Origin of the sequence: Streptomyces olindensis, from assembly GCF_040645895.1 — a bacterium.
GTDB lineage: Bacteria > Actinomycetota > Actinomycetes > Streptomycetales > Streptomycetaceae > Streptomyces > Streptomyces olindensis.
Genome location: NZ_JBEYZD010000015.1, coordinates 78,219 through 102,366, shown reverse-complemented (window position 1 = coordinate 102,366; position 24,148 = coordinate 78,219). Strand labels below are relative to the sequence as shown.

Sequence of the window (24,148 nt, the reverse complement as noted above, 5' to 3'; positions counted from 1 at the left end):
AACCTCACCCGTGAAGCGCGGCCCGGGGAGGCGCTCAAGCGGTCGCTCGCTTGCCGCGGGTCGCCGTGCGGAAGACCGCGACGCCGCCGATGACCAGGAGCATGGCCGCGAGCACGATCCAGCCGAGCGCCGTGCCGCCGGTGGCGGCCAGGGCGGCTCCGCCGGTGGCGGTCCCGATGGCGGCGCCCACACCGTTCTGTCCGTACATGGTGTTCCTCTTTCCTTCCGTGGCTCTCAGAGCCGTTCGATGTGCGGTGCGGCGGGCATGACGCCGCGGGTGTCGAGCACGTAGGCGGCCTCGGCGGCGAGCCGGTCGAGGTCGAACTCGGCGTGCGGGGTGAGCAGGACGACGGCGTCGAAGCCGGCGACGGTGTCGGAGCCGGTGACGGTGTCGAGGCCGGTGACGGTGCCGGTGACGGTGTCGGTCCCCGTGCCCGCTCCGGCGAAGGGGATGTCGCGGAGGCCTCCGCCGGTCTCCGGCAGATGGGGGTCCACGACGGTGACGTCCGCCCCCATCGCCCGCAGCCGGTCGGTGACTTCGACGGCCGGCGACTGGCGCGCGTCCGAGGTGCCCGGCTTGTAGGCGGCGCCGAGGGCGAGGACGCGCGCCCCGTGCACGCTCCGCCGGAAGCGGCGGCTCAGGGCGTCCTGCAGCCGGCGCACCACGTAGTCGGGCTGGCTCTCGTTGATGTCCTGGGCCAGCTCGATCAGCCGGAACGTCTGCCCGTGCCGGGCCTTGACGTGGTGGCTGAGGTAGACCGGGTCGATGGGCAGGCAGTGCCCGCCGACCCCGGGCCCGGGCAGGAACCTGGTGAACCCGAAGGGCTTGGTCGCGGCCAGCTCCAGCGTGTGCCAGACGTCGACGCCCAGGGTGTGGGCCATCCGAGAGAGTTCGTTGACCAAGGCGATGTTGACGTGCCGGTAGGTGTTCTCGAACACCTTGGCCAGCTCGGCCTCTTCGAGCCCCGAGGCGGGCACGGTGACGTCGGTGACGGTGTCGTAGAAGTCCCGCACGCGCCGCAGACAGCCCTCGGTCAGCCCGGCGACGATCTTCGGCGTGTTCTCCAGCCGCCAGTCGGCGTTGCCCGGGTCGATGCGCTCGGGGCTGAAACCGACGTGGAAGTCCCGCCCGGCGACGAGGCCGGAGCCCTCCTCCAGCAGCGGTACGAGCACGTCACGGGTGGTGCCGGGGTGGGTGGTCGACTCCAGGACGACGGTGGCGCCCGGCTCGATCCACTCCGCGAGCACGCGACCGGCGTCCCGGACGCAACTCAGGTCGGGCGCACGGTCGGTGAGCGGCGTGGGCACGGTGATGACGGCGACGTCGAAGCCCTTGAGGTCCTGCGGGTCGGAGCTCGCGTAGTACGCGTCCGAGCCGAGCACCGCCTGGAGCCGGTCGTCGCCGATGTCCTCGACGTACGACGACCCGGCGGCCAGCGCCGCGCAGCGCGTCCGGTCGGGCTCGTAGCCGGTGACGGTGTGCCCGACCTCGGCGGCCCTCACGGCCAGGGGCAGGCCGACATAGCCCTGCCCCAGCACACATATGTGCATGGTGGTTTCCTCACCCCTGAAGTACGGCCGCCTGTTCCTGAGGCAGGCGGCCGTGGCGTGGTACTGCGTGAGAAACGGTGTGGGAACGGCACCGGCACCGCGTCACCGGTTCGCCCGGGCCCCCTGCCCGACCGTGCGCGAAGCGCAACTGGCGATCTTCACAAATCCCCCTCATCTGTGGACCTTCATGGTTAAACAATGATTCGCTGAACGGAACCCCCTTTACTGATTCGCAATCCCCGAAGGGGAAGGCAGGTAGGGGCGGTTGGCAAGTGAAGGCACGTCAAGTGCCATATGCGGACTGGATCTTCACAACTCCACAGTGACGCGACTCATATGCAAGCGACGTGGCCGAGTGCAGTCGCGAATCGAACGCGCCCCCAAGTGCGCCCCACGTACCACCCTCCGGTACGCCGCCCGGCGGGGGCGGAAACTCAGGGGACCGCTGTCAGATGTGTGCGGTAGAAACACTGTTCGGCCGTACCCGCTGCTGTGGTGCGGCTTTCGACGCATCCCTGTGGGGGGACCTTGTTCAGAACACGGGCGGCCTGGGCTGCCATCGGTACGACCGCCGCGCTCCTGCTGACCGGTGTGCCGGCGGCGCACGCGGCGGGGACCGCGGAGGGGCAGGCGCCGGACGTCCGTTGGGCGAGCAGCGTGTCGAGCGACCTCGGCACCCTCCAGGTCGCTGTCAGCTCCGACAGCGCGCTCACGGACATCAGGGCCCACATCGTCTCGGCGGCCACCCAGCAGGAGGTCGCCGTCGTGGAGTACGACGCGTTCACCCTGGCCTCCGGCACGGCGGCCGACGGCGTGTGGCACACGAAGCAGCCGCTCGACCTGCCCGCGCTCGGCAGCTACGACGTCCGCGTCGAGGCCACGGACGCGGACGGCGACCGCACGGTCGACAACTCCGCGGGCTCGCTCGCCTACTACGTCGCGGCCGTGTTCGAGGACGTGCGCCCCGACCGCACGGAGATCGACACCGACCACCGCGAGGTGCGGGTCGACGGCACGCTCAAGGGACGCTGGCCGGGGACCCGCGAGCTGAAGCCGCTCGCGGACCACCGGGTGGACCTCGACGTGGACTACTGGACGGAGAACACCGTCCGCACCGACGCGGAGGGCCACTTCTCCGGCACGGTCACCGTGAACGACGCGGTCCCGGTGCAGGCGGTCTACCGGCACGACAGCGCGAACCCCTACGTCCTCTACGGCGAGTCCGCGTCGACGCCGATCGGCATCCGGCAGGTGGCCACGCGCTGGACGTTCCAGTCCCCGGCGCAAGCCCGGACGATCGACTACGGACAGCAGGTCACCGTCACGGCGACCCTGGAGCGCGAGACCCCGCAGGGCTGGGTCCCCTTCGAGGGCCAGAGCGGCGGCGTCCTCTACGAGGCCTCCGAGGGCACGCACTGGGCCAGCGTCGGCTACTTCACCACCGGCGCCGACGGCAAGGCCACCTTCACGCACACCCCGTCGGAGACCGGCACGTTCCGCGTCGCGTCCCACAGCGACGACCCGTTCATCGCCCCGGCGTCCGAGAACAGCCCTCAGATCACGGTCCTGCGGGCCTCGGCCTTCACGTCGTTCTCCGCCACGCGGGCACAGGAGGGCGGCGTCCACGTCGAGGGCACGCTGGACTTCCCGGACGGCTGGACGCCGGGCGACATCCCGGTCCACATCCAGCACTCCCGCGACGGCAAGCACTGGACGACCCTCACCACGACACAGGCGAACTGGTCGGGCGAGGGCCACGCGTTCTCGGCGGACCTGACCGAGGTCCGACGCGGTTACTTCCGGGCCCGGTTCGAGGCGACGGGGCCGTTCCGGGAGGCGGTGTCGGAAGTGGTGAGGGTGGGGCGCTGACACCCCACGGCCGAGGCCGGGAGGCGGCACTCTCGTCGATGCGCGGTCGGCGCTGGCAGGTCACTGCTTGGCCATCGACGAAGCCCGACCGTCGGTTGGGCCCCGGACGAGTCTCCGGGGCCGCCCCCGGACAGGCCGGGGATGCAACCATTCCCTACGGAGCTGGAACCCCCGGAAGCCGACCGCGCGCTGAAGACGTTAGCGGCATGCACTGACAACGGCCTTCGGGGCGGCTTCCCGAGGTCACTCCGGGATCCTGATCTCGTAGCGCAGCCGCTGGCGTTGGGCGGGCATCACCATGCGGCCGACCTGGTTCGGGCGGTCGTCGCGGTCCAGGGCGAGCCGGGTGAGCCGCAGAACGGGCTCTGTCGGGGCGAGCCGCAGGGTCTCTTGCTCCTCTGCCTCGGGCAGGTCGGCCGTGACGTCCTCTCTGACCAGCGCGCCGACATGCCCCAGCCCGGCGAGCAGGGTGACGGCTCCGCCGCGGATTTTCGCCGTCCCTGCGAGCGGCGTGCCGCGGGCGATGGCGGCGGGGTAGTACGTGTCGGTCAGTTCGTTCGGCTCGTTGTCGAGGAGGATCAGGCGGCGTCGTACGACGACCGGCTCTCCTCTGACAGCCGCGCCGACCTTGCCGCTTTACAGGGACGTCCTGCGCGTCGCGGAGAGCCGGGGGGCGAACAGCGGTCTGCCTGCCCAGCCGTATGACGACAACAGCCGTACAACGCCAACGCCCCCTGCCCGACCACGCGGACAGGGGGCGCCGGACGCAACCCTCGAAAGCTGCCTACTTCACCGGTTCCGGCTCCGGCGCGTTCTCCGAGTCCGCCGTGCCCGCCGGCGGCTCCCCGTCGTCGTCACCGCCGTCGTCGTCGGTCTCCGCCGGGACCGGCGTCTTCACCGAGTCCAGGAGGAGCTGGGCGACGTCCACGACCGTGATGGACTCCTTCGCCTTGCCGTCGTTCTTCTTGCCGTTCACGGAGTCCGTGAGCATGACGAGGCAGAACGGGCAGGCCGTCGAGACGATGTCGGGGTTGACCGACAGGGCCTCGTCCACGCGCTCGTTGTTGATGCGCTTGCCGATGCGCTCTTCCATCCACATCCGCGCGCCACCCGCGCCACAGCAGAAGCCCCGCTCCTTGTGGCGGTGCATCTCCTCGTTGCGGATGCCGGGGACGGACGCGATGATCTCGCGCGGCGGCGTGTAGATCTTGTTGTGGCGGCCCAGGTAGCAGGGGTCGTGGTACGTGATGATGCCCTCGACCGGCGTGACCGGGATGAGCTTGCCCTCGTCCACCAGGTGCTGCAGCAGCTGCGTGTGGTGGATGACCTCGTAGTCGCCGCCCAGCTGCGGGTACTCGTTGCCGAGCGTGTTGAGGCAGTGCGGGCAGGTCGCGACGATCTTCTTCGCGGACTTGGGCTTCGCCGACTCCGGCGTGACCTTGCCGTCGTCGTCCATCTCCTCGCCGAACGCCATGTTCAGCGCCATGACGTTCTCCATGCCGAGCTCCTGGAACAACGGCTCGTTGCCCAGGCGGCGGGCGGAGTCGCCCGTGCACTTCTCGTCGCCGCCCATGATCGCGAACTTGACGCCCGCGATGTGGAGGAGTTCCGCGAAAGCCTTCGTGGTCTTCTTCGCGCGGTCCTCCAGCGCGCCGGCGCAGCCGACCCAGTACAGGTACTCGACCTCGGACAGGTCCTCGATGTCCTTGCCGACGACCGGGACCTCGAAGTCGACCTCCTTGAGCCACTCCAGGCGCTGCTTCTTCGCCAGGCCCCAGGGGTTGCCCTTCTTCTCCAGGTTCTTGAGCATCGTGCCCGCCTCGGACGGGAACGCGGACTCGATCATCACCTGGTAGCGGCGCATGTCGACGATGTGGTCGACGTGCTCGATGTCCACCGGGCACTGCTCGACGCAGGCACCGCACGTGGTGCAGGACCACAGGACGTCCGGGTCGATGACGCCGTTGTCCTCCAGCGTGCCGACCAGGGGGCGCTCGGCCTCCGCCAGGGCGGCGGCGGGCACGTCCTTCAGCTGCTCCTCGGACGCCTTCTCCTCGCCCTCCATCGTCTTGCCGCCGCCGGCCAGCAGGTACGGCGCCTTCGCGTGCGCGTGGTCCCGCAGCGACATGATCAGCAGCTTGGGGGAGAGCGGCTTGCCCGTGTTCCAGGCGGGGCACTGCGACTGGCAGCGGCCGCACTCGGTGCACGTGGAGAAGTCCAGCAGGCCCTTCCAGGAGAACTGCTCGACCTGGCTGACGCCGAAGACGTCGTCGTCGCCGGGGTCCGTGAAGTCGATCGGCTTGCCGGCCGACGTCATGGGCTGCAGCGCGCCCAGCGCCGTCCCACCCGTCGCCTCGCGCTTGAACCAGATGTTCGGGAACGCCAGGAAGCGGTGCCAGGCCACACCCATGTTGGTGTTCAGGCTGACCGTGATCATCCAGATCATGGTCGTGCCCAGCTTGATCATCGCGAAGAAGTAGACGAGGTTCTGCAGCGCGGCGACGCTCAGGCCCTTGAAGGCCAGGACCAGCGGGTACGAGGCGAAGTACGCGGCCTCGTAGCCCTCCACGTGGTGCAGCGCGCCCTCCAGGCCCCGCAGGACGTAGATGGCGAGACCGATGGTGAGGATGACGTACTCGACGAAGTACGCCTGGCCCATCTTCGAGCCGGCGAAGCGGGACTTGCGGCCCGGGCGCGACGGCAGGTTCAGCAGGCGGATCACCATCAACGTGGCGATGCCGAGGGTCGTCATGGCCGCGATGAACTCGATGTAGAGCTCGTACGGGAGGAAGCCGCCGAGCACCGGCAGCGTCCAGTCGGCCTGGAACAGCTGGCCGTACGCGGTGATGATCGTCGGCGGCAGCGTCAGGAAGCCGATCGCCACGAACCAGTGGGCGACGCCGACGATGCCCCACCGGTTCATGCGCGTGTGGCCGAGGAACTCCTTCACCAGGGTCACGCTGCGCTGGTAGGGGTTGTCGGTCCGGGTACCGGCGGGCACGGGCTGGCCCAGCTTGAAGTACCGGACGAACTGGCCGATCGCGCGTGCGAGCAGCGCGACGCCGACCACGGTCAGTACCAGCGACACGATGATCGCGGCGAGTTGCATGGGGGCTCCTCGGGCCTGCGAGGGGTTTCGTCGGGGTGACCTGTCGTTTCTCAGGGTTCCCCGAAATTACTAAGCGGTAACTTATGCAGTCCGTCTGAGACTACCCCTATCTTCCGCCGCACTGTAGCCGGGTGGGCAGTGATCTGAATCGCTCAGGGTTGCCTCAGGAACCCTCCGGATTCGACCCGGATCTCGTCGTGTTATTCATACCGAATTGTCATAGTGCCGCCTAACTTATATCCGTGCTCTACGGGATCACCGCCGCCGCCCTCGCCCTCCTGCTCACCGCCCTGCTCGCGGCGGTCCTCCGGATGCCCGCCCTGCGGCTGCGTCTGGTCGAGCGGCGGCAGCGGCGCGAGGTGCCGCTGTCCGGGGGTGTCGCCGTGGTGGCCGTCACCGGGTCGGTGGTGGCCGTCAAGGAGTGGGGCGCGGCCGGGAGCGGGATCGACGGACTGCTCGTCGCCGGCGGCGTGGTCGCCCTGCTCGGGCTCCTCGACGACGTGTGGCGGCTGCGGCGGCGGGCCCTGGTCGCCGGTACGGGTGTGGCGGCCGCGTGTGTCGTGCCGTACGGGGAGACGGGGGTGGGCACCGGGCTGCTCGGCGTCGTCTGGGTCGTCGGGGTGACCTTCGCCTTCCGGGGGCTCGACCACGCCGACGGGCTCGCGGGGACGGTCGGGGTCGTCACCGCCTTCGGGGCGGCGGCCTGCGCGGCGATCGACGTGCTGGACGGGATCGCCGTGCTGATGAGCGTGCTGGCCGCGGCGCTGACCGGCTTCCTGCTGCACAACTGGCACCCCGCGCGCGTGGCGCTGGGCAGTTGTGGGTCCATGGCGGCGGGATTCGTGATCGCCGCCGGCCTCGTGCACGTCCGGGCCGGGTTCGGGGTCGGGGAGAGCGCGGGGGTGCTCTTCGCGCTGACGGCCCTGGCGTGCGCCGACGCCGTCCTCGTCCTGCTGGCGCGGCGGCTGAGCGGGCGGCCCGTCGTCCGCAGCGGGCCGGACCATCTCGCGCACCGGCTGCGGCGGCTCGGGCCGACCGTGCCGGGCGTCACTCTGCTGCTGGGTGCCGGGGCGTTCTCCGGCGTGCTCGTCGGGGTACTCGCGCACGCCGGCTGGATCGGGGCCGACGCCCTGTGGTGGGTCCCGGGCGTGGCTCTCGTGGTGGTGTTCGCCCTCTTCCGGGTGCCCGTGTACGCCACTCGACGCACAGTATCGTCGCAGCTCAGAGCCCCGTTGCGTGTAAGGAACGGATAAGACTTGAGTCCGCTCGACTCAGCTCTGTTGACCGGTCGGGAGCCGTCGTGCACACTTGAGTCCGTTCCACTCAAGTCAGCTGGAGGAATCAACCATGGCACGTGCGGTCGGCATCGACCTGGGCACGACTAACTCCGTCGTCAGCGTTCTGGAGGGCGGCGAGCCCACCGTCATCACCAACGCCGAGGGCGCCAGGACCACGCCGTCCGTCGTCGCCTTCGCCAAGAACGGTGAGGTGCTCGTCGGAGAGGTGGCCAAGCGTCAGGCGGTCACCAACGTGGACCGGACCATTCGGTCGGTCAAGCGGCACATGGGCACCGACTGGAAGATCGAGCTCGACGGGAAGCCCTTCAACCCGCAGCAGATCAGCGCCTTCGTGCTGCAGAAGCTGAAGCGGGACGCGGAGGCCTACCTGGGCGAGAAGGTGACCGACGCGGTCATCACCGTCCCGGCGTACTTCAACGACTCCGAGCGCCAGGCCACGAAGGAGGCCGGCGAGATCGCCGGTCTGAACGTGCTGCGCATCGTCAACGAGCCGACCGCCGCCGCGCTGGCGTACGGCCTCGACAAGGACGACCAGACCATCCTGGTCTTCGACCTCGGTGGCGGTACGTTCGACGTCTCGCTGCTGGAGATCGGCGACGGCGTCGTCGAGGTGAAGGCCACCAACGGTGACAACCACCTCGGTGGTGACGACTGGGACCAGCGCATCGTCGACTACCTGGTCCAGCAGTTCCAGTCCGGCCACGGCGTGGACCTGGGCAAGGACAAGATGGCCCTGCAGCGTCTGCGCGAGGCCGCCGAGAAGGCGAAGATCGAGCTGTCCTCGTCCACCGAGACCTCGATCAACCTGCCCTACATCACCGCCTCCGCCGAGGGCCCCCTGCACCTCGACGAGAAGCTCACCCGCGCCCAGTTCCAGCAGCTGACCGCGGACCTCCTGGAGCGCTGCAAGACGCCGTTCCACAACGTCATCAAGGACGCCGGCATCTCCATCAGCGAGATCGACCACGTCGTCCTCGTCGGCGGCTCGACCCGCATGCCCGCCGTCGCCGAGCTCGTCAAGGAGCTGACCGGCGGCAAGGACGCCAACAAGGGCGTCAACCCGGACGAGGTCGTCGCCATCGGCGCCGCCCTGCAGGCCGGTGTCCTCAAGGGCGAGGTCAAGGACGTCCTGCTCCTCGACGTCACCCCGCTGTCCCTCGGCATCGAGACCAAGGGCGGCATCATGACCAAGCTCATCGAGCGGAACACGACGATCCCGACCAAGCGGTCCGAGATCTTCACCACCGCCGAGGACAACCAGCCGTCCGTGCAGATCCAGGTCTACCAGGGCGAGCGCGAGATCGCGGCGTACAACAAGAAGCTCGGGATGTTCGAGCTGACCGGTCTGCCCCCGGCGCCCCGCGGCGTCCCGCAGATCGAGGTGTCCTTCGACATCGACGCCAACGGCATCATGCACGTGACCGCGAAGGACCTGGGCACGGGCAAGGAGCAGAAGATGACCGTCACCGGCGGCTCCTCGCTGCCGAAGGACGAGGTCGACCGCATGCGCGAGGAGGCCGAGCGCTACGCGGAGGAGGACCACAAGCGCCGCGAGGCCGCCGAGTCCCGCAACCAGGGCGAGCAGCTCGTCTACCAGACCGAGAAGTTCCTCAAGGACAACGAGGACAAGGTCCCGGGCGAGATCAAGACCGAGGTCGAGGAGGCCGTCGCCGAGCTGAAGGAGAAGCTCAAGGGCGAGGACACGGCCGAGATCCGCACGGCCACGGAGAAGGTCGCGGCCGTCTCCCAGAAGCTGGGCCAGGCCATGTACGCGGACGCCAATGCGGCCCAGGCCGCCGGTGGCCCCGCCGGTGACGCGGGCGCCGCCGCCGGTGGTGCCAAGGCCGCTGACGACGACGTCGTCGACGCCGAGATCGTCGACGAGGACCGGAAGGACGGTGCCGCGTGACGGAGGAGACCCCGGGCTTCGACGAGCAGCAGCCCGACGTCCCTTCCGGCGCCACCTCCGACGACGCCGAGCCGAAGGCCGCCTCCCCCTCCTCCGAGGAGGCGGCGGCCCCGGCCGGGGACACGGGCCAGGACGCCGGTCTGGTGGCCCAGCTGGACCAGGTGCGCACCGCCCTCGGTGAGCGCACCGCCGACCTCCAGCGCCTCCAGGCCGAGTACCAGAACTACCGCCGCCGGGTCGAGCGCGACCGGATCGCGGTCAAGGAGATCGCCATCGCGAACCTCCTGACCGAGCTCCTGCCCGTGCTCGACGACATCGGCCGCGCGCGGGAACACGGCGAACTGGTGGGCGGCTTCAAGTCCGTCGCCGAGTCGCTGGAGAGCACCGCGGCGAAGATGGGCCTGCAGCAGTTCGGCAAGGAGGGCGAGCCCTTCGACCCGACGATCCACGAAGCCCTGATGCACAGCTACGCGCCGGACGTCACCGAGACGACGTGCGTGGCGATTCTGCAGCCCGGGTACCGGATCGGCGAGCGCACCATCCGCCCCGCGCGGGTGGCGGTGGCCGAACCCCAGCCGGGGGCGCAGACGGTCAAGGCGGACGAGTCCGCCGACGCCGACGACAAGGAGAGCGGTGGCCCGGACGAGGGCTGACGTCACGGACGAAGGGAAGGAGGGGCGTCGAGGATGAGCACCAAGGACTTCATCGAGAAGGACTACTACAAGGTCCTCGGCGTCCCCAAGGACGCCACCGAGGCCGAGATCAAGAAGGCGTACCGGAAGCTCGCCCGCGAGTACCACCCGGACGCCAACAAGGGCAACGTCAAGGCGGAGGAGCGCTTCAAGGAGATCTCCGAGGCCAACGACATCCTCGGCGACCCCAAGAAGCGCAAGGAGTACGACGAGGCTCGCGCCCTCTTCGGCAACGGCGGCTTCCGCCCGGGGCCCGGTGGCGCGGGCGGCTCCTTCAACTTCGACCTGGGCGACCTCTTCGGAGGCGGCGCCCAGGGCGGCGGTCAGGGAGCCGGCGGCTTCGGCGGCGGCCTCGGTGACGTCTTCGGGGGCCTGTTCAACCGCGGCGGCGCGGGCGGCCCGGGGACGCGTACGCAGCCCCGGCGCGGCCAGGACATCGAGTCCGAGGTCACGCTCAGCTTCACGGAGGCCATCGAGGGCGCCACGGTCCCGCTGCGGATGTCCTCGCAGTCGCCCTGCAAGGCCTGTTCGGGCACCGGCGACAAGAACGGCACGCCCCGCGTGTGCCCGACCTGCGTCGGCACCGGGCAGGTCGCCCGGGGCAGCGGCGGCGGCTTCTCCCTCACCGACCCCTGCCCGGACTGCAAGGGCCGCGGCCTGATCGCGGAGAACCCCTGCGAGATCTGCAAGGGCAGCGGCCGGGCCAAGTCCTCGCGGACGATGCAGGTGCGCATCCCCGCGGGGGTCAGCGACGGCCAGCGGATCCGGCTGCGCGGCAAGGGAGCGCCGGGCGAGCGCGGCGGCCCGGCGGGCGACCTGTACGTGATGGTGCACGTCGACTCCCACCCGGTGTTCGGCCGCAAGGACGACAACCTCACCGTCACCGTCCCGGTGACGTTCGCCGAGGCGGCCCTCGGCGGCGAGGTCCGGGTGCCCACGCTGGGCGGTCCGCCCGTCACGCTGAAACTGCCCCCGGGCACGCCGAACGGCCGTACGATGCGCGCCCGGGGCAAGGGCGCGGTCCGCAAGGACGGCACCCGCGGCGACCTCCTGGTCACGGTCGAGGTGAGTGTCCCGAAGGACCTGACGGGGAAGGCTCGTGACGCACTGGAGGCGTATCGCGAGGCGACCGCGGGCGAGGATCCGCGGGCGGATCTGTTCCAGGCCGCGAAGGGAGCATGAGTCAGATGGACGGTCGTCGACGCAACCCGTATGAACTGACCGAGGAGACCCCGGTCTACGTCATCTCGGTGGCGGCCCAGCTGTCCGGCCTGCACCCGCAGACCCTGCGCCAGTACGACCGCCTGGGCCTGGTCTCCCCCGACCGCACCGCCGGCCGGGGCCGCCGCTACTCGGCCCGCGACATCGAACTGCTCCGCCAGGTGCAGCAGTTGTCGCAGGACGAGGGCATCAACCTGGCGGGCATCAAACGCATCATCGAACTGGAGAACCAGGTCGCCGCGCTCCAGGCCCGCGTGGCGGAGCTGGAGGACGCGCTCGACGGCGCGGCGGCGGCCATGCGGCAGCGCGAGGCGGCGGTGCACGCGTCGTACCGCCGGGACCTGGTGCCGTACCAGGAGGTCCAGCAGACCAGCGCGCTGGTGGTGTGGCGGCCGAAGCGCCAGCAGCAGGCGGACTGACCGACGCGCCTGTGTGAAGGCATGCGAAAGGGGCCGGGAGGCAACTCCCGGCCCCTTTCGCATGCCTTGACCCGGTTTCGCATGGTCTCCTGTCGATGACTGACCGGTGCAGAGCACTTGGAGGCGATTCCGCACCGTCTTCACAACCACTGCGGAGCGTGGTGTTGTCATCTCGTTAAGTGGTTCCGCTTGACGCTGGGGGGCGCGTCCGCGTTGGCTTTTCAGTCACATGGGCCACAAAGCTGTGCCCACGTCCGAATCACACGCGAAGTGAGCTCCCGCATGCGTCGTCGTATCTCCATATCCGTGGCCGCGGCCACGATGTCCGTCACGCTCGCCGGCTGCGGCGTGCTCAACGCGACCGGGAGCAGCGACGACGCGAGCCCGACCAAGGGCAACGACATCACGGTCGGCCTGCTGCTGCCGGAGAAGGCGAACACGCGGTACGAGAACTTCGACTACCCCATCATCAAGCAGAAGGTCGAGTCGCTCACGAACGACCAGGGCCGCGTCGAGTACGCCAACGCCGAGGCCAGCGCCGACAAGCAGGCGAGCCAGCTGCAGCAGATGATCGACGACCGGGTCGACGTGATCCTGCTGGACGCCGTCGACTCGCAGGCCATCGCGAGCGGCGTGAAGAAGGCCAAGGACGCCGGCATCCCGGTCATCGCCTACGACCGGCTGGCCGAGGGCCCGATCGACGCGTACATCTCCTTCGACAACGAGCTGGTCGGCGAGGTCCAGGGCCGCTCCCTGCTGGAGGCCATCGGTGAGAAGGCGAGCCTCTCCGACAAGATCGTCATGATGAACGGCTCGTCGACGGACCCCAACGCCAAGCAGTTCAAGGCCGGGGCGATGTCCGAGCTGAACGGCAAGGTGACGATCGCCGAGTCCTTCGACACCAAGGACTGGAAGCCGGAGAACGCGCAGGCCAACATGGCCCAGGCGATCGAGAAGATCGGCAAGGACGACATCGCGGCGGTGTACTCCGCCAACGACGGCATGGCGGGCGGCATCGTCAAGGCGCTGCGGGCGGCCGGCGTGACCGAGCTGCCGCCGATCACCGGGCAGGACGCGGAACTCGCCGCGGTGCAGCGCATCCTCAGCGGTGAGCAGTACATGAGCGTGTACAAGTCGTACCCGCAGGAGGCGGAGAGCGCCGCGGAGATGGCGGTCGCGAAGGTCCAGGGCCGGGACATCCAGTTCGCCGCCCTCACCCGCGACAAGGTCGACAGCCCCACCCACAAGGGCATCCCCGCCCAGCTCGTGCCCGTGGTCGCGCTGACCCGGGAGAACATCAAGGACACGGTCGTCGCCGACGACATCTACCAGGTGTCGGACATCTGCACGGCGAAGTACAAGGCGGCCTGCCAGTCCCTCGGCCTCAAGTAGCCGGTTCGGGGGCGCTCCTCGTGCCGGCCCTCCCGGGGCGTCCGGCCAGGGTGAGCGCCCGCAGCAGCCACTCGGCGGGCCCGTGCCTGAAGCGCCGGGCCCACGCCGTGCTGAGGGCGAGCTGGAGCGCGTACACGGCGAGAGCGAGCAGCAGCACGCCGGCCGCTCCCACGTCCCCGTAGAGGGACAGGCCGTACGCCGTGGCGAGGAACATCATGATCAGGGACTGCCCGAGGTAGTTCGTGAGCGCGAGGCGGCCCGCCGGGGCGAACAGCCGCCGGACCCGGTCCCCCCGGGGCGAGTCCATCAGGAGCAGCAGCAGGCAGGCGTACGCGGCCGACAGGGCGGGCGCCGTCAGCATGCCCACGCCGATGCCCAGGAGCTGCCAGCGCTCGCCCAGCGGCCCCTGGGCGGAGGAGGCGAAGAAGACGGCACCCGGGGCCCCGACGGCCAGCCCGACGACCGTCACGCGCACCAGCCGGGAGCGGTCGGTCCCGCCCGGCGCGAGCAGTCGCCGCCGCCCCGCGGCCAGCCCGAGGAAGAACGCGGCGAGCACGCCCGGGGCCATGAGGAGAACGCCGAGGAGGGCGAGGGGCAGCCGGTCCAGGTTCTCCCGCACGACCGTGCCGGCACTGCCCCGGTAGGCGGCCACGGCCTGCGCGATCGCCCCGTGGGGGACGGGTTCCTCGTCGTCCACCGCGGTGGCCAGCGCCCCCAGCCCCGTGAGGACGACACCGAACACGCCGTAGATCCAGGCGGCGGCCTTCACGGCGGTGGCCGGCCTGATCCGCCGCGCCCACAGCAGGACCAGCCCCAGGACGCCGTAGGTCAGCAGGATGTCGCCGGTGTACAGCAGGACGGCGTGCACCAGGCCGAGCAGCACCAGGCCCAGGGACCGGCGCAGGAAACGCGCGGTGACGCCGGCCCCGTCGCGTTCGGCGGCGGCCGCCTGGAGGGTGAAGCTGTAGCCGAACAGGAACGAGAACAGCAGGTAGAACTTGCTGGACGCGAGCGCCGCCACCAGCCAGGCGGCGACGTGGTCCACCGGCGCCGCCCCGGGGTCCCGGACCCCTTCCGTCTCGTAAGGGCTCATGATCTGGGCGCTGTTGACCACCAGGATGCCCAACAGGGCGAAGCCTCGCAGCGCGTCCACGGCGGGCAGTCGCCGCGGGTCCGCCGGTCCCTGCGGGTCGTTCACTCTTCCCCCTCGCGAGCAGGCGGGCCCGGTCCCGGCCCGTGATCACAGAAGGTCGCACACCGACCGCGCACACGCCACCGCGTCCCGTGGCAACAGGCCAGGGGAGAGCGAGCGGATTCAGGGAGCGAACGGCTCAAAAAGGAACCCGGGTGCGGGGGAGCCGTGTTGCGGAGCAGGTCCCGGCCGCGCATAGTTGCGCTGCGAAGGACGGCGGAACCGGGGGGTGGGATGGGCGATGGCCGGGCACGGGACGGAGGAGCATCCACACGGTGCCGACCGACTGTGCGAAGCCGGGGACCGCGTGTACTCCCGGGCCGTACGGCGGGGCCGCGTGCCGCGCCGGGACGCCGAGCAGGTGCCCTGCCTGCTGGAACTCGCCCTGCTGCACCCGGACCCGGACGACATGGACTGGCTGGTGCCGACCTCCCCGCAGGAGGTCATGACCCGGCTGCTGCGCGGGATGTACGACGAGGTCAGCGCGAGCCAGCGGCGGGTGGGTTCGGCGGTGGCGGCCTTCGAGTGGTACGCCGGGCTGGGCCTGAAGGTGCAGCCGGCCGCGTCGGCCGCCGAGGGCCCGGCGATCCGGGTCCTGGACGGACTCGCCCGGATCCAGGCCGCGATGGACGAGGCGACCCAGGCGTGCACGACCGAGGTGCTCACGGTGCAGCCGGGCGGCATCCGACGTGAGGCCGAGCTCTCCGAGGGGCTGCACCGGGCGCTGGCGCTGCGCGGCCGGGGTGTGCGGATGCGGGACCTGTACACGCATGTCGCCCGGCACGGGCAGGGGTTGCTGACCTACCTGGAGCTGATGGGCGACGCGGTGGAGGCGCGCACGCTCGACGAGGTCATCGACCGGCTCATCCTGTTCGACCGGACGGTGGCCTTCATCCCCGCCAACACCGACCGCACGATGGCGCTGGAGCTGCGCCACCCCGCGATCGTCGAGTACCTGGTCACGGTCTTCGAGCGGCTGTGGCGCCTCGCGATCCCCCTGACGGCCCCGCTCCCGGACACGGGCATCGAGGGCATCTCCCACCGGGAGCAGTCCATCGCGGCCCTGCTCGCGGAGGGGCACCAGGACGCCGTGATCGCGGAACGGCTGGGGATCAGCGTACGGACCTGCCGGGCACACATCGCGCGGCTGTCGGAGACGCTGGGGGCCGCCAGCCGTACGCAACTGGGCGTGCGCATCGCCCAGGTGGGGCTCGACGGGCCGCCCCGGGCGGCGGCGCCGGTCAGCGTTCCCCGTCGAGAATCCCGGACTGCCCGATGAGGTAGCCGAGCTGGGCCCTGCTCTGGCTGCCCAGCGTCGCCGCGAGTTTGGCGATGTGGACGCGGGCCGTGCGGACGTTCATGCCCAGCCGGTCGGCGATGACGGCGTCGGTGTGGCCCTCGATGAGGAGGGCGGCAATGGCGCGCTGGCGGGGGGTGATGCCGTTGTGCGAGGGCTGCGGGGCGGCTTCGGGGAACAGCGGGGTGGCGAGGCGCCAGAAGCGGTCGAACGTGGTGGCCAGGTACCCGATGATCGCGGGGTGCCGGATCTCCAGGGCCAGGCTGCCGTTGCCGTCGGCGGGGATGAACGCCACGTCCCGGTCGACGATGATGAGCCGGTCGGTGATCTCGTCCAGCGCGCGCGCCTCGATGTCGCCCCGCAGCCGTTCGTGATGGGCCACGGTCGTGGGGTGGTGGCGCAGGGTGTGCTGGTAGAGGGTGCGGATGCGGCCGCCGCGGTCCAGCAGCGCCTGGTCGCGGCGGATCGCGAGGGCGTAGGCCGCCTCGACGCGTGTCCCGGGAAGCCCGCTGCGCGGCTGGACGGTGAGCATCTCCCGACGGGCCTCCGCCATGGCCTCGGTGATGGCCGTGTTGATCCGCTCCTTCCCGCTGAGGAGCCTGAGCGTCGGGGTGGCGTCCGCGGCGGGGTGCTGCCCGTCGACGGCCATCAGCGGCTCGAACGTCTCGGCCAGCTGTTCCTCCCGCCGCCGTTCCCGCGCGATCCGCTCCTCGGAGCCGCGCAGCAGCCGGTGGAGGGCGACGGCCGGCGCCACGGGTTCGAGCCGGTGGACGTCGTCGACGGCGGGGTGCAGCAGGCCGAAGTCGATCAGGCAGGGCGCGGCGCGGGCGGCGTCCACGCTCATGTGCCCTTCGCGCACGGCGCGTTCGTACAGCGCCATCCCGTCGGGGCACAGTTCGTCCGGGTCGTGCTCCGGGTGTGGCGCCGACGTCACTCCGGACTACCTCCTGCTCCGTCGTCCTGCTTCAGGATCTCCGACCGGGCTATGAGATACCCGAGTTGCGCCCGGCTGCCACTGCCCAGGGCCGAGGCCAGTTTGGCGATGTGGGCGCGGCAGGTCCGTACGTTCATGCCCAGGCGGCGCGCGATGGCTTCGTCGACGTGGCCCTCGACCAGGAGCTTGGCGATGGAGTGCTGGATCTCCGTGATGCCGCCGGACGCCGCTTCGTACGGGGTGCCGGTGCTCAGCGGGACGGCGCGGTCCCACAGGTACTCGAAGAGTTTGATCAGGTAGCGGACGAGTCCGGGGTGGCGCAGTTCCAGGGCGACCTGCTGGTCGTCGCGCGCGGGGATGAAGGCGACGGTCTCGTCGCAGATGATCAGACGCTCCACCAGCTCGTCTATGGTGCGGTACTCCGCCTTGCCGTCGGACAGCCGCGCAGCGTAGGCCAGTTGCTCCGGGTTGTAGCGGGCGGTGTGCTGGTACACCGTGCGGATCCGCACACCTCGTTCGATGAGCGGCTTGTCGCGTTCCAGTCCTCTCAGGAGACTGCGTTCTGACATACGGTCGCTCGGCTGGAGCGTGAGGACCTCGGTCCTGCACTGGGCCGTCGCCATGTTCAGTGCGGCGTTGATCCGCTCGCCGCCTTCCAGCACGGTGATGGAGTCACTCGTGGCCGTGTGGGTACCCATGGCCATGAAGGGCTGGAAGGTCTCCGCGAGACTGATGGCCAGGCGCCTGCGCTCGGCGATCTCGTTCTCCAGCGGGCTGAGCTGCCGGGACAGGGCGACGACCGGGGGCACGGGGCGCAGCCAGTTGGGATCGTCCGGATCGGGGTGGAGGAGGGCGAACTCCACCAGGCAAGGGGCCGGCTCCACTTCCGCGCGGGCGATGCGTCCGGTACGCAGAGCAGAGGCATAAAGGCGGCTGCCCTCCTCGCACCACTCGGTCATCGCATGGGGATGTGTCCCTCTTGCCGGATTCGTTGCCAAATCTCCACCCCCCAGGGTCCTGAACATGCAGGAACATGATGCATCGATTGTGTGGCCATGACGTGCCCGAATGAGCCATCGTCGTACTCGACGGGGGAAAAGGGGACCTTCAAGTGAGGACGAAGCCGACTATGCGGAACAGAATGCTTCGCTCGGTGCTTGTCGCCGCCTTCTCCGCCGTTGCAGCCCTCGGCGTACTGAGTGGCTTCTCCGAAGCGAAGAGTGATGTTCGGGCGAACACCAGCTGGCCGTCGGTGGCGCAGACCACCAGCGGCATCAACAACACCAGCTGGCCGAGCTCCGGGGCAGCCGGATCCGGGAGCTGACCGTGACCACTCCACCCGACGACCGCTCCTTCCGTCGTGAGATGGCGACCGCCTACCGCTCCGGCTGGCACTTCATCGACCTGGTCACCGCCATCCCCCACAGCGGTGACTCGTTGATGGTGACCGTGTTCGGAGAGCCGGTCGTCGTCACGCGGGACGAGGACGGAGACGTACGGGCGTACCGGTGTCTGCGGCGGCCTCGGGGGGCGCCGCAGCCAGTGCGATGTGCCGTACGGTACGGAATGATCTTTGTGAACCTGGACCAAAGGGACCATCAGCAGGTGGAGGCCGACTCCCCTGCCCCGAGGACCATCTCTGCCACCCCCCGCAGTGCCTGACGCGATTCCCCCGTCGTAACAGATCGCTCAGGTGCTTCCCCCCGCAGCGGCGTCACCGTGACCTGAACACGGTGACGCCGCTGCAGTTTGTGGGGACATTTCCGGGTATCACCCCAGTCGCGCGATGGCCGGATCCAATCGATCACCGGTGTGGATATTCACTTGGGTCAACCTCGTCCCATCGCGCGCGTCAGCTCTATCTCGATGACCACGCGCGCCGGGTTCGGTGACGGCGTCCGTCCGTAGCGCTCCGCGTAGCGGCGCTCCGCCTCCGCGACCCGGTCCGGCTCGGTGCGGACGAACGCCCGGCCCTCCAGCGTCGCCCAGCGCCGGCCCTCCAGCTGGCAGACGGCGACCGCCGCCCCCGCTTCCCCGGCGGCCAGCACGTGCCGCACCTTCGCGCTCGTCCTGTTCGTGATCACCCGAGCGAGCCGGGCCGCGGGATCGTATGTGACCCCGACGGGTACCACGTGCGGAGTGCCGTCCGGGCGGGGAGTCGTCAGGGTGCACAGGTGCCGTTCCTGCCAGAAGCCGAGGAATGTCGGGTCCGGCGCGCCCGGATCGACGGAGTACTTGGTCGCCATGGCCCGGAACTTAACCCCCGCGCCCTCCCCGGTGTGGCCTTGAGTGCAGTAGACTCAACTTTATGTACGTCGTTCGGGTCAGTGCAAGGAGGAGAACGCGAACGTGGACGCCGAGCTGACCAACCGGAGCCGGGACGCGATCAACGCGGCCAGCAACCGGGCCGTGACCGAGGGGCACCCCGACCTCACCCCCGCCCACCTGCTCCTCGCGCTGCTCCAGGGGCAGGACAACGAGAACATCACCGACCTGCTCGCCGCCGTCGACGCCGACCAGGCGGCCGTGCGCTCCGGCGCCGAGCGCGTGCTCGCCGGGCTGCCCAGCGTGACCGGCTCGACCGTCGCGCCGCCCCAGCCCAACCGCGAGATGCTCGCCGTCGTCGCCGACGCGCAGGCCCGCGCCAAGGACCTCGGCGACGAGTACCTCTCCACGGAGCACCTGCTCATCGGCATCGCCGCGAAGGGCGGCGCGGCCGGTGAGGTGCTGTCCCAGCAGGGGGCCGACGCCAAGAAGCTCCAGGCCGCCTTCCAGAAGACCCGGGGCCAGCGCCGGGTGACGACGGCCGACCCCGAGGGCCAGTACAAGGCCCTGGAGAAGTTCGGGACGGACTTCACGGCCGCCGCGCGGGAGGGCAGGCTCGACCCCGTCATCGGCCGGGACCAGGAGATCCGCCGCGTCGTGCAGGTCCTGTCCCGCCGGACGAAGAACAACCCCGTCCTCATCGGCGAGCCCGGCGTCGGCAAGACCGCCGTCGTCGAGGGGCTCGCCCAGCGGATCGTCAAGGGGGACGTGCCCGAGTCGCTCAAGGACAAGCGGCTCGTCGCGCTCGACCTCGGCGCCATGGTCGCCGGGGCGAAGTACCGGGGCGAGTTCGAGGAGCGCCTGAAGACCGTCCTGGCGGAGATCAAGGATTCCGACGGCCAGATCATCACCTTCATCGACGAGCTGCACACGGTCGTCGGCGCGGGCGCGGGCGGCGACTCCGCCATGGACGCCGGCAACATGCTGAAGCCGATGCTGGCCCGCGGTGAGCTGCGCATGGTCGGTGCGACGACCCTCGACGAGTACCGCGAGCGGATCGAGAAGGACCCGGCGCTGGAGCGGCGCTTCCAGCAGGTGCTGGTCGCCGAGCCGACCGTCGAGGACTCCATCGCGATCCTGCGCGGACTCAAGGGCCGCTACGAGGCCCACCACAAGGTGCAGATCGCCGACAGCGCGCTCGTCGCCGCCGCGTCGCTCTCCGACCGGTACATCACCTCCCGCTTCCTGCCCGACAAGGCCATCGACCTCGTCGACGAGGCCGCCTCGCGCCTCCGTATGGAGATCGACTCCTCGCCCGTCGAGATCGACGAACTCCAGCGTGCCGTCGACCGGTTGAAGATGGAGGAGCTGGCGATCGGCAAGGAGACCGACGCGGCCTCCCGCGAGCGCCTGGAGAAGCTGCGCCGCGACCTCGCCGACAAGGAGGAGGAGCTGCGCGGCCTCACCGCCCGCTGGGAGAAGGAGAAGCAGTCCCTCAACCGCGTCGGCGAGCTGAAGGAACGCCTCGACGAACTGCGCGGCCAGGCCGAACGCGCCCAGCGCGACGGCGACTTCGACACCGCCTCCAAGCTGCTCTACGGCGAGATCCCCGCCCTGGAGAAGGAACTGGAGGCCGCCTCCGAGGCGGAGGAAGAGGTCGCCAAGGACACCATGGTCAAGGAGGAGGTCGGCGCGGACGACATCGCCGACGTCGTCGCCTCCTGGACCGGCATCCCCGCCGGGCGGCTCATGGAGGGCGAGACGCAGAAGCTGCTGCGCATGGAGGACGAGCTGGGCAAGCGGCTCATCGGCCAGACCGAGGCCGTGCGGGCCGTCTCCGACGCCGTACGCCGGTCCCGTGCCGGGATCGCCGACCCGGACCGCCCCACCGGCTCCTTCCTCTTCCTCGGCCCGACCGGTGTCGGCAAGACCGAACTCGCCAAGGCCCTCGCCGACTTCCTCTTCGACGACGAGCGGGCGATGGTCCGCATCGACATGTCGGAGTACAGCGAGAAGCACAGCGTGGCCCGGCTGGTCGGCGCCCCGCCCGGCTACGTCGGCTACGAGGAGGGCGGCCAGCTCACCGAGGCCGTGCGCAGGCGGCCGTACTCCGTCGTCCTGCTGGACGAGGTGGAGAAGGCACACCCCGAGGTCTTCGACATCCTGCTCCAGGTGCTGGACGACGGCCGGCTGACGGACGGCCAGGGCCGCACGGTCGACTTCCGCAACACCATTCTCGTCCTGACGTCGAACCTGGGCAGCCAGTTCCTGGTCGACCCGCTCACCAGCGAGGAGGAGAAGAAGGAGCAGGTCCTGGAGGTGGTGCGGACCTCCTTCAAGCCGGAGTTCCTCAACCGCCTGGACGACCTGGTCGTCTTCGCCGCGCTGACCAAGCCCGAGCTGGAGCGCATCGCGGGGCTCCAGATCGACCGCCTGGCCAAGCGCCTCGCCGAGCGGCGCCTCACCCTCGACATCACGCCTCAGGCGCTGGCCTGGCTCGCCGAGGAGGGCATGGACCCGGCCTACGGGGCGCGGCCGCTGCGGCGCCTCGTCCAGACGGCCATCGGCGACCGCCTCGCCAAGGAGATCCTCTCCGGGGAGATCAAGGACGGCGACACGGTCCGGGTGGACCGCTTCGAGGACGGACTCCTGGTGGGCCCGGCCACGGGCAAGACGCTGTAGGCGGCCCGGGCCCCTGGGGTCACATGGTGAACGCCGAGAAGCGCACGCGCGCCGTCTCGGCGTTCACGTACTCCACCCTCACCTGCACCACGTGCGCCTCCGCCGCGCCGGGCAGGCCGTCCTCGTGGGTCACATCCAGACAGAGCGCCGCGCAGGTCCCACCCGTACGGACCTCGGGGGCGTCCGGATACGTCGTGCGGAGCCAGTCGCGCACGTCCGCCCGCGGCATCCGCAGCACCGCCGTGTACGCGGTGTCGATGCCCCGCTGCACGGTGCAGTGGCCGGCCTCGGCGGCCCCGGGGCGCTCGGCCCCACATGAACATGAAAAGGCCGATGACGAGGAACCCGAGGAGGAGCACACCTTCGTCCACCCTCGGGGGAGACGGGTTCCGGCACCCGGAGGTTGCGGTTGACCGGATCGTGTCAGCCGTGGGCTGACAGGGCCTGTCGGGGCTTGCCACCCCCCTCCCCGCATGGGGGAGGATGGCGGAATCCGTACGAAGGGAAATTCACGGTGACCATCGACCCGTCCTCGATTCCGAACTTCGGGGGCCAGCCCGAGCCGCAGCCGCAAGGACCGGCGGGCCCCGTCGTCCCGGATCAGGACCTCGTGAAGCAGCTCCTCGACCAGATGGAGCTCAAGTACGTCGTCGACGACGAGGGAGACCTCGCGGCGCCGTGGGAGCAGTTCCGCACCTACTTCATGTTCCGTGGAGAGGGAGACCAGCAGGTCTTCTCCGTGCGGACGTTCTACGACCGGCCCCACGAGATCGAGGCCAAGCCGCAGATCCTGGAGTCCATCGACGACTGGAACCGCCGCACCCTGTGGCCCAAGGTCTACAGCCACACCCACGACGACGGCACGGTCCGCCTGATCGGCGAGGCCCAGATGCTGATCGGCATGGGCGTGAGCCTGGAGCACTTCGTCTCCTCGACGGTCAGCTGGGTGCGCGCCGCGATCGAGTTCGACAAGTGGCTCGTCGAGCAGCTCGGCCTGGAGCAGGAGATCAACGAGGCGGAGAAGCCCGAGGACGACGAGTAGAGCCCCCGACCGGGCCTCTCACGGCGCGTCGGCGCGCACGAACGGGTGCGTGCTGTACGCGCCGTTTGCCTTTTCAGGGCGTGCCGGCCCCCTTGAGCCGCCGCACCGCCTCCTCCAGCACCCCCGTCCGCTTGCAGAACGCGAACCGTACGAACGGTGCGCCCTCCTCGCGGTGGTCGTAGAAGACCGCGTTCGGGATGGCGACGACGCCGGCGCGTTCCGGCAGGGCGCGGCAGAAGGCGAAGCCGTCCGTTTCGCCGAGGGGGCGGATGTCGGTGGTGACGAAGTACGTGCCCGAGGGGCGGAAGACCCGGAAGCCGGCCTCCTCCAGGCCCGCCGACAGCAGGTCCCGCTTGGCCCGCATGTCGTCGCGGAACGCGGTGAAGTACGACTCGGGCAGGGCCAGCGCCTCCGCGACGGCGTACTGGAACGGGCCCGCCGAGACGTACGTCAGGTACTGCTTCGCCGAGCGGACCGCCGTGACCAGCTCCGGGGCCGCCGTCACCCAGCCGACCTTCCAGCCGGTGAACGAGTACGTCTTGCCGGCCGAGCCGATCGTCACCGTGCGCTCGCGCATCCCCGGGAACGTCGCCAGCGGGATGTGCTCGGCGTCGTCGAAGACCAGGTGCTCGTACACCTCGTCCGTCACCACGAGCAGGTCCCGCTCCACGGCCAGCTCGGCGATCGCGGCCAGCTCCGCCCGGGTGAGGACCGTGCCGGTCGGGTTGTGCGGGGTGTTGATCAGCAGCAGGCGGGTGCGGTCGGTGACGGCGTCGCGCAGCTCGTCGAGGTCGAGGCGGAAGCGGCCCGCGCCCTCGTCCGCGCGCAGGGTCACCGGCACCCGGCGTCCGCCCGCCATCGCGATGCACGCCGCGTACGAGTCGTAGTACGGCTCGAAGGCGATCACCTCGTCGCCGGGCTCCAGCAGGGCCAGCAGCGCGGCGGCGATCGCCTCCGTCGCCCCGGCCGTGACCAGGACCTCCCGGTCGGGGTCGAAGGACAGGCCGTAGCGCCGCTGCTGGTGGGCGGCGACCGCGGTGCGCAGCTCGGGGATGCCGGGGCCCGGCGGGTACTGGTTGCCGCGGCCGTCCCGCAGCGCCCGCACGGCCGCCTCCCTGACCTCCTCGGGGCCGTCGGTGTCGGGGAAGCCCTGCCCGAGGTTGATGGCGCCGGTGCTCAGCGCCAGGGCCGACATCTCGGCGAAGATCGTCGTCCCGAACTCGGCGAGGCGGCGGTTGAGGAGGGGGCGCGCGCTGGAGGTCATGCCGGCCATCCT

Annotated in this window: 20 protein-coding genes and 1 pseudogene; 11 read left to right on the top strand and 10 right to left on the bottom strand. The window is 70.3% G+C overall.

Annotation, left to right across the window (positions count from 1 at the left end):
- Positions 1–34 precede the first annotated feature (34 nt).
- Both ABZ948_RS12390 and ABZ948_RS12385 read right to left on the bottom strand, forming a co-directional pair.
- Complete coding sequence (locus tag ABZ948_RS12390) at positions 35–208, bottom strand: hypothetical protein (RefSeq protein WP_359758865.1); 174 nt, start codon at positions 206–208, stop codon at positions 35–37.
- A 26-nt stretch (positions 209–234) separates the two neighbouring features.
- On the bottom strand, positions 235–1,551 hold the full coding sequence (locus tag ABZ948_RS12385) for a nucleotide sugar dehydrogenase (protein ID WP_359758864.1): 1,317 nt from the start codon (positions 1,549–1,551) through the stop codon (positions 235–237).
- Between the two features lie 528 nt (positions 1,552–2,079).
- Between ABZ948_RS12385 and ABZ948_RS12380 the strand changes: the two genes are divergently transcribed.
- On the top strand, positions 2,080–3,420 hold the full coding sequence (locus ABZ948_RS12380) for a hypothetical protein (protein ID WP_359758863.1): 1,341 nt from the start codon (positions 2,080–2,082) through the stop codon (positions 3,418–3,420).
- Positions 3,421–3,663: 243 nt separating this feature from the next.
- On the opposite strand, the pseudogene ABZ948_RS12375 reads toward ABZ948_RS12380, so the two are convergent.
- A pseudogene (locus tag ABZ948_RS12375) lies at positions 3,664–4,029 on the bottom strand (UTRA domain-containing protein); the annotation flags it as partial.
- 175 nt (positions 4,030–4,204) lie between these two features.
- Positions 4,205–6,529: a (Fe-S)-binding protein gene (locus ABZ948_RS12370; RefSeq protein WP_359758862.1), complete on the bottom strand. Its 2,325-nt coding sequence runs from the start codon at positions 6,527–6,529 to the stop codon at positions 4,205–4,207.
- A 242-nt stretch (positions 6,530–6,771) separates the two neighbouring features.
- Here ABZ948_RS12370 and ABZ948_RS12365 point away from each other — a divergent pair, with 242 nt between their 5' ends.
- From ABZ948_RS12365 to ABZ948_RS12340, 6 genes are all read left to right on the top strand, one after another.
- The gene (locus tag ABZ948_RS12365; RefSeq protein WP_359758861.1) at positions 6,772–7,782 is read left to right on the top strand and encodes an MraY family glycosyltransferase; all 1,011 of its coding nucleotides are present in this window, start codon (positions 6,772–6,774) and stop codon (positions 7,780–7,782) included.
- A 94-nt stretch (positions 7,783–7,876) separates the two neighbouring features.
- The gene (gene dnaK, locus ABZ948_RS12360) at positions 7,877–9,736 is read left to right on the top strand and encodes a molecular chaperone DnaK (protein ID WP_359758860.1); all 1,860 of its coding nucleotides are present in this window, start codon (positions 7,877–7,879) and stop codon (positions 9,734–9,736) included.
- Entirely contained in the window at positions 9,733–10,389 is a 657-nt protein-coding gene (gene grpE, locus ABZ948_RS12355; protein ID WP_359758859.1) for a nucleotide exchange factor GrpE, read from the top strand. Before dnaK ends, grpE begins: the two co-directional genes overlap by 4 nt.
- 33 nt (positions 10,390–10,422) lie before the next feature.
- Entirely contained in the window at positions 10,423–11,610 is a 1,188-nt protein-coding gene (gene dnaJ, locus ABZ948_RS12350) for a molecular chaperone DnaJ (RefSeq protein WP_359758858.1), read from the top strand.
- Between the two features lie 5 nt (positions 11,611–11,615).
- The gene (locus ABZ948_RS12345; protein WP_031116078.1) at positions 11,616–12,068 is read left to right on the top strand and encodes a heat shock protein transcriptional repressor HspR; all 453 of its coding nucleotides are present in this window, start codon (positions 11,616–11,618) and stop codon (positions 12,066–12,068) included.
- A gap of 282 nt (positions 12,069–12,350) precedes the next feature.
- Complete coding sequence (locus ABZ948_RS12340) at positions 12,351–13,460, top strand: sugar ABC transporter substrate-binding protein (RefSeq protein WP_389623654.1); 1,110 nt, start codon at positions 12,351–12,353, stop codon at positions 13,458–13,460.
- Here ABZ948_RS12340 and ABZ948_RS12335 read toward each other — a convergent pair.
- Positions 13,453–14,658, bottom strand: a complete 1,206-nt coding sequence (locus ABZ948_RS12335) for a DUF418 domain-containing protein (RefSeq protein WP_359758856.1) — start codon at positions 14,656–14,658, stop codon at positions 13,453–13,455. The two genes, ABZ948_RS12340 and ABZ948_RS12335, sit on opposite strands and share 8 nt — an antisense overlap.
- 235 nt (positions 14,659–14,893) lie before the next feature.
- Between ABZ948_RS12335 and ABZ948_RS12330 the strand changes: the two genes are divergently transcribed.
- Positions 14,894–15,931, top strand: a complete 1,038-nt coding sequence (locus ABZ948_RS12330; RefSeq protein WP_359758855.1) for a helix-turn-helix transcriptional regulator — start codon at positions 14,894–14,896, stop codon at positions 15,929–15,931.
- Here the strand turns inward: ABZ948_RS12330 and ABZ948_RS12325 are convergent.
- Both ABZ948_RS12325 and ABZ948_RS12320 read right to left on the bottom strand, forming a co-directional pair.
- Positions 15,894–16,883, bottom strand: a complete 990-nt coding sequence (locus ABZ948_RS12325) for a helix-turn-helix transcriptional regulator (protein WP_359758854.1) — start codon at positions 16,881–16,883, stop codon at positions 15,894–15,896. The genes ABZ948_RS12330 and ABZ948_RS12325 overlap by 38 nt on opposite strands.
- Complete coding sequence (locus ABZ948_RS12320; RefSeq protein WP_359758853.1) at positions 16,880–17,842, bottom strand: helix-turn-helix transcriptional regulator; 963 nt, start codon at positions 17,840–17,842, stop codon at positions 16,880–16,882. Before ABZ948_RS12320 ends, ABZ948_RS12325 begins: the two co-directional genes overlap by 4 nt.
- Positions 17,843–18,209: 367 nt before the next feature.
- On the opposite strand from ABZ948_RS12320, the gene ABZ948_RS12315 reads away from it, so the two are divergent.
- A complete protein-coding gene (locus ABZ948_RS12315) occupies positions 18,210–18,545 on the top strand; it encodes a Rieske (2Fe-2S) protein (protein ID WP_037765134.1) in 336 nt (111 codons plus the stop codon).
- Between the two features lie 167 nt (positions 18,546–18,712).
- Here the strand turns inward: ABZ948_RS12315 and ABZ948_RS12310 are convergent, their stop codons facing one another.
- Entirely contained in the window at positions 18,713–19,129 is a 417-nt protein-coding gene (locus ABZ948_RS12310) for a pyridoxamine 5'-phosphate oxidase family protein (protein WP_359758852.1), read from the bottom strand.
- Between the two features lie 103 nt (positions 19,130–19,232).
- Between ABZ948_RS12310 and clpB the strand changes: the two genes are divergently transcribed.
- On the top strand, positions 19,233–21,830 hold the full coding sequence (gene clpB / locus ABZ948_RS12305) for an ATP-dependent chaperone ClpB (protein WP_359758851.1): 2,598 nt from the start codon (positions 19,233–19,235) through the stop codon (positions 21,828–21,830).
- Between the two features lie 19 nt (positions 21,831–21,849).
- Here clpB and ABZ948_RS12300 read toward each other — a convergent pair whose 3' ends face one another.
- A complete protein-coding gene (locus ABZ948_RS12300) occupies positions 21,850–22,101 on the bottom strand; it encodes a hypothetical protein (protein ID WP_359758850.1) in 252 nt (83 codons plus the stop codon).
- Between the two features lie 243 nt (positions 22,102–22,344).
- Between ABZ948_RS12300 and ABZ948_RS12295 the strand changes: the two genes are divergently transcribed.
- Entirely contained in the window at positions 22,345–22,872 is a 528-nt protein-coding gene (locus ABZ948_RS12295) for a YbjN domain-containing protein (protein ID WP_037765125.1), read from the top strand.
- Between the two features lie 73 nt (positions 22,873–22,945).
- Here ABZ948_RS12295 and ABZ948_RS12290 read toward each other — a convergent pair whose 3' ends face one another.
- Positions 22,946–24,145 (bottom strand): pyridoxal phosphate-dependent aminotransferase, encoded by a 1,200-nt coding sequence (locus tag ABZ948_RS12290; protein ID WP_359758849.1) that lies wholly within the window; start codon positions 24,143–24,145, stop codon positions 22,946–22,948.
- Between the last annotated feature and the right edge of the window lie 3 nt (positions 24,146–24,148).